Origin of the sequence: Georgenia satyanarayanai, assembly GCF_023715365.1 — a bacterium.
In the GTDB taxonomy this organism is placed as follows: Bacteria; Actinomycetota; Actinomycetes; order Actinomycetales; family Actinomycetaceae; genus Oceanitalea; species Oceanitalea satyanarayanai_B.
The window spans coordinates 38,080-49,524 of sequence record NZ_JAMBNZ010000005.1 but is presented as its reverse complement, the minus strand read 5'-3'; the positions used below and the strand labels follow the sequence as shown (position 1 = coordinate 49,524).

The window sequence follows — 11,445 nt, the reverse complement described above, 5'->3', positions numbered from 1 at the left end:
CGGGCGGCCCTCAGGAGGTGAGCCGGGCGTTGACGAAGGTCGGGGTGGACACCGTCCCGAGCGTCGTCACGCCCTCCACCTCGCGGGTGAGGAAGTGGTTCTGCTGGTCGTACAGCGGCAGGATGTAGTAGCCCTCGAGCACGCGGCGCTGGGCCTCCTCGTAGAGGTCGGCGCGCTGGCCCGGGTCGGTGATCCGGGCGGCCTCGTCAAGGAGGGCGTCGATCTCCGGGTCGGTGACCTGGGAGAGGTTGGCGAAGTAGCCGCTGGGCGCGGGGACCGTGCCGTCGGAGTGGTAGAGCGTGCGCAGCACGTCCGGCCCCACTTTCGTGTACGGGGCGCTGACGGCCTCGTAGGTGTTCTCCCCGCCGCCCTCCGGCGCTGCGAGCGCGCCGTACCAGGCGGACAGGTCGAGCGGGGTGAGGACGACCTCGAAACCGACGCGCCTGGTGTTGGCCTGGACCTGCTCGAAGAGCGCCTGCTCGGCGGCGACCGACTGGTTCGTGCTCACCGGGAAGCGGACGGTGAGGCGCTCGCCGTCGCGCACGCGGTAGCCCTCGTCGTCGACCTCGGTCCAGCCGGCGTCGTCGAGGAGCCGCTCGGCCTCCTCGAGGTCGGTGACGAAGAGCGAGGGGTCGCTGTAACCCATGGGCTCCACGCTGGACAGCGGGGAGTGGGAGCGGGTCGCCACGCCCTGGTAGAGCGCCTCGATGCCGGGGTCGACGTCGGCGGAGTAGACGAAGGCCTGCCGGACCCGCTCGTCGTCGAAGGGCGCCTGCGCCGAGTTCAGCTCGATGCGGTTGACGGAACCGGGCCGCGGCGCGTCGATGTGGGTGATGTCCTCCCCGGCCTTTGCGGAGACGATCGCCTCCGGCTCGGGGTTGTCGATGACGTGCACCTCCCCGGACTGCAGGGCGGCCCAGCGGGTGGCGGGGTCGGGGATGAAGCGCCACTCGATGCGCTGCAGGTGGGCGGCGCCGTCGTGGTCCGCCTCCGGGCCGTGACTCGCGTAGTCCTCGTTGCGCTCGAGGAGGACGTGCTGCTGGGGCACCCACTCGGTGACGACGAAGGGTCCGGTGCCGATGGGCGCGGCGCAGTTCTCGTCCTGGCCGCGGGCGATGCCGGCGGGGGACTGCATCGCCGTCCACTGCATCGACAGCGACTCGAGCAGTGCGGAGTCCGGCTCGGAGAGGTGGAGGCGCACGTGGGTGGCGTCCACCGGCTCGACCTCGTCGATCTTCCGCACCCCGAGGTAGCCGGTGGAGGAGGCGGTGTCCGGGTCCTGGAGGTGCTCGATGTTGACCTTGACGGCCTCGGCGTCCAGCGGCGTGCCGTCGGTGAAGGTGAGGCCCTCGGCGAGCGTGAGGTCCCAGGTGAGCCCGTCCTCGCTGACCTCCCAGTCGGTGGCGAGCCAGGGCTGGATCTCCCCGGAGGCGTCGCGGCCGACGAGCGGCTCGAGGTACTGGGTGCTGATGAGCGCCTGCGGGTAGTTGCCGCCCACGTGCGGGTCCAGGCAGGTGGGCTCGGCGTCGCCGGTGGCGTAGACGAGCGTGCCGCCCTCGACGGGCTCGCCGGCGCCCGACGCGGCGTCGTCGCTGTCGCCCCCGCCGCACGCGGCGAGGAGCAGGGACGCCGCGAGGGCGGCGGCAGCGAGGGAGGTGGCCTTGGCCATGGGAGCACCGTTCACTCGGAGGTTCTTGGTCTGCGTCCAACAATAGACCTGCGTGGACGACGGCGGACCGTAGGATCTCGGTATGCACGAGGGACGCCGGGCGGGCCGGCCGCGGTCTGCGAGCCGCGAGATGCTGGAGGAAGCGGCCGTCGAGCTGTTCCTCGAGCAGGGCTACGCCGACACCTCCGTGGCGGACATCACCCGCCGCGCGGGCGTGAGTCGGGCCACCTTCTTCAACTACATCCCCGCCAAGAGCGACCTGCTGTGGACCTCGGTCGACGACGCGCTCGGCGCCCTCACCGTGCGGCTGGGGGACGACGACGCCGCCGCGGCCGACCCCGTCACCGACACGCGGGACGCGCTGCTCCGCGTGGCCGCCGCGCTCGAGCCGGGCGCCGCGGCACTGGCGTTCGCCAACGCCGAGCCGATGGGCGTGGCCGAGGAGCTCGAGGAGTCGGCGGCGCGGCGCCAGGTCCGGGCCGGTCGCATCCTCGCCGCGTACCTCCGGCGGCGCGGCGTGGAGGAGCTGGCGGCCGAGGTCGTCGGGGCGGCGCAGGCGGGGGCTCTCCTGGCGGCGTTGCGCGTGTGGTCCCGGGCGCCCGTTCCGCGGGCGCCGCTGGAGGAGGTGCTCGCCCGCGCCCTGGAGGTGCTGGCGGCGCCAGGCGCGAGGTAGTCCGGCCGGCGCCGCGACATGAGCGAGGTGTGCGCCATCCCCGAGCGGGCCCAGGACTCCTGCGAGGATGGGGCATGCGTTCGATCCGCCAGAGCAAGAAGCTGCAAGGTGTCCGCTACGACGTGCGGGGGCCGATCCTCGTCGAGGCCCAGCGCCTCGAGGCCGAGGGGCACCGGATCCTCAAGCTCAACATCGGCAACACCGCACCGTTCGGCTTCGAGGCGCCCGAGCAGATCCTCGCCGACATGGTGCACCACCTGCCGCAGTCGGCCGGGTACTCCGACAGCCAGGGCATCTGGTCGGCGCGCACCGCCGTCATGAACTACTACCAGTCGCACGGTCTGCGCGACGTCGGCGTGGAGGACATCTTCATCGGCAACGGCGTGTCCGAGCTGATCTCGATGGTGCTGCAGGCCTTCGTCGACGACGGCAACGAGATCCTCGTGCCGGCGCCCGACTACCCGCTGTGGACGGGCGCCGTGACCCTCGCGGGCGGCACCCCCGTGCACTACCGGTGCGACGAGGATGACGACTGGAACCCCGACCTCGCCGACATCGAGGCGAAGATCACCGAGAACACGCACGCCATCGTCATCATCAACCCCAACAACCCCACCGGGGCGGTCTACAGCGCGGAGACGGTCAGGGCGCTCGTCGACATCGCGCGGCGGCACGACCTCGTCGTCATGGCCGACGAGATCTACGAGAAGATCCTCTTCGAGGACGCACAGCACCACCATGCGGCGACGTACGCCGGCAACGATGTGCTGTGCCTGACGTTCTCGGGCCTCTCCAAGGCGTACCGCGTCTGCGGCTACCGCGCGGGCTGGGTGATGATCTCCGGACCGAAGGAGATCGCCACCGACTTCCTCGAGGGCCTCACGCTCGTCGCCAACATGCGCATGTGCTCCAACGTGCCGGCGCAGCACGCGATCCAGACGGCACTCGGCGGGTACCAGTCGATCGAGGAGCTCATCGGGCCGGGTGGCCGCTTCTACGAGCAGTCGATGCTCGCCGACCGGCTGCTCAACGAGATTCCCGGGGTCAGCAACGTCAGGCCCCGCGGTGCCCTCTACTGCTTCCCGCGGCTCGACCCCGCGGTCTACCCGATCGACGACGACCAGGAGTTCGTCATCGAGCTGCTGCGGGCCAAGAAGATCCTCGTCACCCACGGCACCGGGTTCAACTGGCCCACGCCCGACCACTTCCGCCTCGTCACGCTGCCCGAGGCGAGCGTCCTGGAGGAGGCCATCGGCCGGATCGCCGATTTCCTCGCCGCCCGCCGCTGACCGCGGACGGGTGCGGGCCTCACCGCGGCAAGCGCCGTGGAGCCGTGAGCGCCCCGACCTCCCGGCGCACCCACCACACCCGCTCGCGGCGCAGCTCCTCCCACGTCGAGTACCGGTAGCGGAAGACACGCGCCCGCACCCACGCCGGGCGCTCGCCGTCGAAGGGATCGTGGGCGAGCAGCCGCAGGGTGGCCGGGTCCGCCTCCAGGAGCCGGTCGAGGAAGGGCAGGAACCACGACAGCTGCGCCGAGGATCCCAGCGCGAGGAACCACATGCCCCAGTCCAGCCGCAGGTGGTAGGGCGCGAACTGCCGGGGCAGCCGGCCCACCGGCCCCGGCTTCCCGCGGAACACGTACTCCTCCCAGTCGTCCTCGCCGGGGTCCGCCGCGCGCGTGCCCTCGACGACGATCTCGTCCCGTCGCCGGGTGATCGAGCCGAAGGCCCCGTAGGCGCCCATGAGGTGAAAGGCGTTGAACGAGGCGTTCATCCGCTGCCGCCGCGAGAACAGGTTGCGGGCCGGCCACCAGCTGAGGACGAGCAGCACCGCACCCACGCCGATGACGACGACGGCGAACCACAGCGGCGTCGGCCCGTACGCCCGGTCCGGGGCGAGGGCCGGGACCAGGCCCGAGACGACGTCGTCGCTCACCGCCGAGAAGGCGATGACGATGGTGACCCAGTTGAGCCAGGCAAAGTTCCCCGACAGCACGAGCCACAGCTGGGTGACGACGACGACGGCGGCCGCCCACGTCGCGACCGGCTGCGGTGCGAGGAGGAGGACGGGCACGACGAGCTGGGTGACGTGGTTGGCGAGGACCTCGACCTTGTGCAGCGGGCCGGGCAGGTGATGGAAGAACCAGCTGAGCGGGCCGGGCATCGGCTGGGTCTCGTGGTGGTAGTGCAGGGCGGTGAGGTCGCGCCAGGCGGTGTCGCCGCGCAGCTTGATGAGGCCGGCCCCGAACTCGACGCGGAAGAGGAGCCAGCGGAAGGCGACGAGCGTGATCCACGGGGTGCCGACGTCGTCGGAGCCGAGGAAGGCGGCGAGGAAGCCCGCCTCGAGCAGCAGCGACTCCCAGCCGAAGCCATAAAAGACCTGCCCGACGTTGACGACCGACAGGTACAGCCCGTAGAGGAGGAGGAACACGAGCATCGGCACCCACGACGGGCCCTGCTGCGGGAGGCCGACGATGACGGCGAGGGCCAGCAGCAGCCCGGTCCAGGCGACGACGCGCAGCAGCCGGTCGGAGTAGCGCCAGTGGAAGAGGCTCGGGGTCGCCCGTGCCGGGACGCGGGCGGTGAAGCGGGGGACGGGCAGCAGTCCGCGCTCGCCGAGCAGGGCCGGGAACTGCCGCAGCACCGCGACGAGGGCGACGACGTACAGCAGCGCGACGCCCCGCTGCAGCACGACGCGCGCCAGCCCGTAGTCCTCCGCGACGAACCAGTCCACCGGTGCCTCCCCGCCCATCGAACACCGGCTCGCGGGCACCCGCACGCCTGGGCGTTGGACGCCGCCCATGGAAGCGGTGTGCATACTGTCCACCACGACCACTGCCGGAGGGAGGAGCCCCATGGCCACGCCACTGAGAGACCCGGCGCCGACCCTGGACACGGTTGCCGAGCGGGCCGGGGTCTCCCGCGCCACCGCCAGCCGGGTGCTGAGCGGCGACCCGAGGGTCAGTGACCGGGCCCGCGAGGCGGTCCGCACGGCCGCCGCGGAGCTCTCCTACGTCCCGCGCCAGGCGGCCCGCTCGCTGGCCACGAGCCGCAGCGACGCGCTCGCCTTCGTCGTCGCCGAGTCCGGGGAGAAGTTCTTCGCCGACCCGTTCTTCGCCGGGGTGCTGCGCGGGGCGCAGGTGGCGGCGGCGGAGCGACGACGCCAGCTGCTCTTCGTCGTCGTGAGCAGCGACGACGACCGCGCCCGGCTGGAGGAGTACGCGGCCGGTGGCCACGTCGACGGCGCGATGTTCCTCTCCGTCCACGGCGACGACCCGCTGCCCGGGCGTGTCCACCGGCTCGGGGTGCCCGTCGTCCTGGCGGGCCGCCCGCCGAGCCGCCGCGCCTCCTTCCCCTTCGTCAGCCCGGACAACTTCACCGGGGGCCGGCTCGCCGCGCAGGCGCTGCTCGCCCGCGGCTGCCGCACGCCGGCGACCATCACCGGTCCGCGTGACATGACCGCGACCAGCGACCGGTTCGCCGGCTTCCGGGCGGAGCTCACCGAGCAGGGCGTCGAGCTGCCGGGCTCGCGGGTGGTCGAAGGTGACTTCACGATCGGCGGCGGCTACCGCACCATGCGCGAGCTGCTCGCGACGGGGGAGAAGCTCGACGGGCTCTTCGCGGCGAACGACCTCACCGCCGTCGGTGCGCTGCGGGCGCTGCGCGAGCGGGGCCTGCGCGTGCCCGATGACGTCGCCGTCGTCGGCTTCGACGACGTCCCGATCGCCGTCGACTCCGACCCGCCGCTCACCACTGTCCGTCAGCCCCTCGAGGCGATGGGGCGGCAGATGGCCCGGATGCTCATCGACCTCGCCGACGGTGGCCAGGCCACCTCGGTGACCCTCGACGTCGCCCTCGTCCCCCGCGACTCCGCCTAGCCCGGGCCAAAAGCCCCTCCGCCAGCCCCTCTCGCGCCGAGCGCTGAGCTGTTCCGGCGTGCCCTGGTCGCCGGCCGGCCAGCCCCCTTTGCGTCGCACTTCTCGCTCCGCCGAGGGTGACGGAAAGGGCGCCGCAAGATCGAGAAGGGCGACGCAAGTGGAAGGCGGTTCTGCCGGATGGGTTGACACGGTGGGCACCGCACCGGCACAGTACGTGGAACGTCATGGAACCGCTTCCACGGCGCCCATCCGTTCCCGCGCCGCCCAGGAAGAGCTGGGGGCACGGACGGGGCGATCAGGAAGGCCTGATTCGCCCGCCGACACCAGCCGGCCGCTTCGGCCGGGAGGAGGAGCAATGCACACCAGGAAGTCTGTGGCCGTCATCGCGGCCATGACGGCGGGCGCACTGACGCTGTCCGCCTGCGGGGACAGCGCAAGCAACGACTCGGCCGCGGCCGACGCCGGCAGCGACGGCAAGACGACCCTCACCGTCTCGCTCTTCGGCACCTTCGGCTTCGAGGAGTCGGGCCTCTTCGAGCAGTACATGGAGGAGAACCCCGACATCGTCATCGAGTACGACTCCACCCAGGGCGAGGACAAGTACTGGCCCGCACTGCAGACCAAGCTCAACTCCGGCAGCGGCACCGCCGACATCCAGGGCATCGAGGTCGCCCGGATCTCCGAGGTCACGGCCAACCAGGCCGACCTGTGGACCGACCTCAGCGAGACCGTGGCCGGCGAGCGCGTCGGTGACTACGTCCAGTGGAAGGCCGACGCCGCCACGACGGCGGACGGCCGCGTCCTCGGCCTGGGCACCGACATCGGACCGATGGCACTGTGCTACCGCACCGACCTCTTCGAGGAGGCCGGCCTGCCCAGCAGTCCGGACGAGCTTGCGAGCCGCCTCGGCTCGTGGGAGGACTTCCTCGCCCTCGGTGAGGAGTTCCAGGCCGGCGCCCCGGAGGGCACCGCCTTCCACGACTCGGCCGGTGGCCTGTACAACGCGATCATCTCCACCGAGGAGGAGATCTACCACGACGCGAGCGGTGAGCTCGTCGTCGACACCAACCCCGCCGTCCGCGAGGCCTTCGACATGGCAGCGCAGGCCGGCCAGGACGGGCTGACCGCCAAGCTCGAGCAGTTCGTCGACCCGAGCTGGGACGCCGGCTTCGGCAGCGGCACCTTCGCCTCGATCGCCTGCCCCTCGTGGATGATCGGTTACATCAAGGGCAAGGCCGGCGACGCCGGCAGCGGCCAGTGGAACATCACCACCCTCCCCGGTGGTCAGGGTGGCAACTGGGGCGGTGCCTACCTCGGCATCCCGGAGGCCAGCGAGAACAAGGAGGAGGCCGCCAAGCTCCTCGCGTGGCTGACAGACGCCGAGCAGCAGGCCGCCGTCTTCGAGAACGTCGGCAACTTCCCCTCCAACACCGGCGCGATCGAGCTCGTCGGTGACACGACCGACGAGTACTTCAACGGCGCCCCCACCGGTGAGGTGTTCACGACCTCGGCCGAGAACGCGCCGACGCAGATCCTCGGCCCGCACGACGGCGTGGCGAAGAACGCGCTCGTCCAGGCCCTGCTGTCCGTCGAGGTCAACGGCGTCGACCCGGCCGCGGCCTGGGAGAGCGGCGTCTCCCAGATCCTCAACCAGGTCGGCTGACGGCACCCGGTGGGACGGGCGCACATCGCCCGCCCCACCGGTCCGTCCCCGCCCTGACCAGACGAGAGGCCACCATGACGTCCACCGCCCCCGTGCGGCCGGCAGCGAGCGCGCCGGCCCCCGAGCCCCCCGCGCGTCCCGCGCCCCAGCCGCCCCGCCGCACCCTGCGGTCCCGGATCTTCCGGTGGGAGGCCGTCACGGCGCCCTACGTCTACGTCGCGCCGTTCTTCCTGCTCTTCGCCGCCTTCGGGCTGTTCCCCCTCGTCTACACGGTGTGGGTCAGCCTCTACGACTTCCGCCTCAACTCGGAGATGACCTGGGTGGGGCTGGACAACTTCGTCTGGCTCTTCGAGAACCCGAAGTTCTACAACGCGCTGCTCAAGACCTTCACCATCGGGGTCCTCTCGACCGTGCCGCAGCTCGTCCTCGCCCTGGGTCTGGCGCACCTGCTCAACTACCGGATGCGGGCGCGGAACTTCTTCCGAATCGCGATGATCATGCCGTACGCGACCTCCGTCGCGGCGTCGACGCTCGTCTTCGCGCAGATCTTCGGGCGTGACGGCGGCTTCGCGAACTGGATGCTCTCGCTCGTCGGCATGGAGGCCATCGACTGGCGCAACGGCAACCTCACCGCGCAGATCGCCATCGCGGTCATCGTGACGTGGCGGTGGACGGGCTACAACGCCCTCATCTACCTCGCCGGCATGCAGTCGATCCCCTTCGACCTCTACGAGGCAGCCTCCCTCGACGGCGCGAGCCGGTGGCAGCAGTTCCGCCACATCACCCTGCCGGGTCTGCGCCCGACGATCGTATTCACCGTCGTCGTCTCGACGATCGGGGCGACCCAGCTCTTCGGTGAACCCCTGCTCTTCGGCGGTGGGACGCCCAACGGCGGCGCCGTCAACCAGTACCAGACGCTGGGCCTGTTCATGTACCAGCAGGGCTGGCAGTTCGGCAGCCTCGGCCGGGCGGCCGCCGTCGCGTGGGTGACCTTCCTGCTCATCATCGTCCTCGTCCTGCTCAACACCGCGCTCGTGCGCCTGCGCACGCGCCAGCGCCTCACCGACGGGGGAGACCGATGACCACGATCACCCGCCCGCCTGCCATCCCCGGCACGCCGCTGGCCGCGCCGCGCCGTTCGCGCAAGCGCGACAACCACGGGGCCGGCTGGCTCACCTACGTCGTCCTCGGCGTCACGGCCTTCCTGTTCGTCGCGCCTTTCTACTACATGATCGTCGCGGCGAGCCGGCCGATGTCGCAGATGGTCCAGTCCCCGCCGCCGCTCACCCCGGGCCCGAACCTGTGGGCGAACATCCAGACGGCGCTCGACCAGCAGAACATCGGCCTGGCCATCACGAACTCGGTCATCGTCTCCGGCACGGTCACCGTCGCGACGCTGCTCTTCTGCACGCTGGCCGGTTTCGCCTTCGCCAAGCTCCACTTCAAGGGCAAGAAGCAGCTGTTCGCCATGACGCTCGGGACGATGATGATCCCGCCGACGCTCGGTGTCGTGCCGCTCTACATGGTGATGTCCGAGCTGGACCTCGCCGGGCGGCTGTCCTCGGTCATCCTGCCCACGCTCGTCTCGGCCTTCGGCGTCTTCTTCATGCGCCAGTACCTCATGCAGTCCCTGCCGGATGAGCTCATCGAGGCCGCCCGCGTGGACGGCGCGACGTCGCTGCGCACCTTCTGGAGCATCGTCCTGCCGATCGCCCGCCCCGGGATGGCGGTGCTCGGCATGCTCACCTTCATGACGGCCTGGAACGACTTCTTCTGGCCGGTCATCACCCTGAACTCCACCAACCCGACCGTCCAGGTCGCACTGAACAACCTGGGCAGCGGCTACGTGCCGGACACCGCCATCATCATGGCCGGCACCCTCATCGGCACGCTGCCCGTCGTCGTCGTCTTCATCCTGCTCGGCCGCCAGATCGTCAGCGGCATCATGGCCGGCGCCGTCAAGGGCTGAGGCCACCTCTCACCCACGAAGAAGGGAGCAGGGCGTCAGCGCCCTGATTCACACCATGAGCATCCAGACCACCACCGCGCCCGACGCGCTCCGCCTCGACCTGCCCACGAGTTTCGTCTGGGGCGCGGCGACCGCGGCCTACCAGATCGAGGGCGCCGCCGACGCGGGCGGCCGTACTCCCTCCATCTGGGACACCTACAGCCACACCCCCGGCAAGGTGCAGAACGGGGACACCGGCGACGTCGCCGACGACCACTACCACCGCTTCCGCGAGGACGTCGCGACCATGAAGGAGCTGGGTCTGCAGACCTACCGCTTCTCCATCGCCTGGCCCCGCATCACCTCGCAGGTCACCGCCGACAGCCTCGGCCCGGTCAACGAGGAGGGCATCGACTTCTACTCCCGACTCATCGACGAGCTTCTCGCCGCCGGCATCGCGCCGGCCGCGACGCTCTACCACTGGGACCTGCCCCAGGCGCTCGAGGACGCCGGCGGCTGGCCGGCACGGGCGACGGCGGAGCGCTTCGCCGAGTACGCGGGCGTCGTCGCCGCCCGCCTCGGTGACCGCCTGGGCACCTTCATCACCCTCAACGAGCCGTGGTGCTCGGCCTACCTCGGCTACGGCAGCGGCGTCCACGCCCCGGGCCGCACGAACCACGCCGACGTCCTCGCCGCCGTCCACCACCTCAACCTGGCCCACGGCCTGGCGACGACGGCGATCCGCGCCGAGCGTCCCGACGCGACGGTCGGGCTCACGCTCAACCTCGCCTGGGTGAACCCGGCCACCGACGCGCCGGCCGACGTCGCCGCCGCGCAGCGCATCGACGGCCTGCAGAACCGGGTCTTCCTCGACCCGGTCCTCACCGGCTCCTACCCGCAGGACATCGTCGAGGCGACGGCCTCGGTCAGTGACTGGTCCTTCGTCAAGGACGGCGACCTGGAGCTCATCCGCCAGCCCCTCGACGTCCTGGGGGTCAACTACTACAGCCCCACCGTCGTGCGGGCGTACGACGGCGTGGGCGAGCGCGAGGAGGCCGACGGCCACGGGGCGAGCACGGCCAGCCCGTGGCCGGCCTGCGCGGACATCGAGTTCCCGCAGCTGCCCGGTCCGTACACGGAGATGGGCTGGTCCATCGACGCCCGCGGACTCACCGAGCTCCTCGTGCGGATGCACCGCGAGCACCCGGGCCTGCAGCTCATGGTGACGGAGAACGGGGCGGCCTTCCCGGACCGTGTCGAGACCGACGGCAGCATCCAGGACCTGGACCGCATCGAGTACCTGCGCGACCACGTCCAGGCCGTGAGCGACGCCGTCGCCGCCGGTGCGCCCGTGCGCGGCTACTACGTGTGGTCGCTGCTCGACAACTTCGAGTGGGGCTACGGCTACTCCAAGCGCTTCGGCATCGTCCACGTGGACTACGAGACCCAGGAGCGCACGAAGAAGGCCAGCGCCCACTGGTACGCCGACCTCATCACGGCCCAGCAGGCCTGAGGAACTGCTCGGCCCCGCACGTCGCACCACCCGGTGCGGCGTGCGGGGCCGTCTCACGCGAGGAAGGTCACCTCCGCCGGTCGCGCCTCGCCCCGACGG

The 11,445-nt window shown here is 71.2% G+C and carries 9 protein-coding genes; 7 read left to right on the top strand and 2 right to left on the bottom strand.

Annotated features, from left to right (window positions below; translation table 11 throughout):
• Positions 1–10: 10 nt before the first annotated feature.
• Positions 11–1,669: an ABC transporter substrate-binding protein gene (locus tag M3148_RS08000; protein WP_251304151.1), complete on the bottom strand. Its 1,659-nt coding sequence runs from the start codon at positions 1,667–1,669 to the stop codon at positions 11–13.
• Between the two features lie 82 nt (positions 1,670–1,751).
• On the opposite strand from M3148_RS08000, the gene M3148_RS07995 reads away from it, so the two are divergent.
• Both M3148_RS07995 and M3148_RS07990 read left to right on the top strand, forming a co-directional pair.
• Positions 1,752–2,342: a TetR/AcrR family transcriptional regulator gene (locus M3148_RS07995; protein WP_251304150.1), complete on the top strand. Its 591-nt coding sequence runs from the start codon at positions 1,752–1,754 to the stop codon at positions 2,340–2,342.
• A gap of 74 nt (positions 2,343–2,416) precedes the next feature.
• Complete coding sequence (locus M3148_RS07990; RefSeq protein ID WP_251304149.1) at positions 2,417–3,631, top strand: pyridoxal phosphate-dependent aminotransferase; 1,215 nt, start codon at positions 2,417–2,419, stop codon at positions 3,629–3,631.
• A 19-nt stretch (positions 3,632–3,650) separates the two neighbouring features.
• On the opposite strand, the gene M3148_RS07985 is transcribed toward M3148_RS07990, so the two are convergent.
• Complete coding sequence (locus M3148_RS07985; RefSeq protein WP_251304148.1) at positions 3,651–5,078, bottom strand: lipase maturation factor family protein; 1,428 nt, start codon at positions 5,076–5,078, stop codon at positions 3,651–3,653.
• Positions 5,079–5,199: 121 nt separating this feature from the next.
• On the opposite strand from M3148_RS07985, the gene M3148_RS07980 reads away from it, so the two are divergent.
• The 5 genes from M3148_RS07980 to M3148_RS07960 all read left to right on the top strand — a co-directional run bounded on the left by M3148_RS07980 (position 5,200) and on the right by M3148_RS07960 (position 11,346).
• Positions 5,200–6,222: a LacI family DNA-binding transcriptional regulator gene (locus M3148_RS07980; protein WP_251304147.1), complete on the top strand. Its 1,023-nt coding sequence runs from the start codon at positions 5,200–5,202 to the stop codon at positions 6,220–6,222.
• 355 nt (positions 6,223–6,577) lie between these two features.
• Complete coding sequence (locus M3148_RS07975; RefSeq protein WP_251304146.1) at positions 6,578–7,885, top strand: ABC transporter substrate-binding protein; 1,308 nt, start codon at positions 6,578–6,580, stop codon at positions 7,883–7,885.
• Positions 7,886–7,959: 74 nt separating this feature from the next.
• Positions 7,960–8,967, top strand: a complete 1,008-nt coding sequence (locus tag M3148_RS07970) for a carbohydrate ABC transporter permease (RefSeq protein WP_251304145.1) — start codon at positions 7,960–7,962, stop codon at positions 8,965–8,967.
• Positions 8,964–9,854: a carbohydrate ABC transporter permease gene (locus M3148_RS07965; protein ID WP_251304144.1), complete on the top strand. Its 891-nt coding sequence runs from the start codon at positions 8,964–8,966 to the stop codon at positions 9,852–9,854. The genes M3148_RS07970 and M3148_RS07965 overlap by 4 nt, the downstream gene beginning before the upstream one ends.
• Positions 9,855–9,909: 55 nt before the next feature.
• Positions 9,910–11,346, top strand: a complete 1,437-nt coding sequence (locus M3148_RS07960) for a GH1 family beta-glucosidase (RefSeq protein WP_251304143.1) — start codon at positions 9,910–9,912, stop codon at positions 11,344–11,346.
• Positions 11,347–11,445 lie beyond the last annotated feature (99 nt).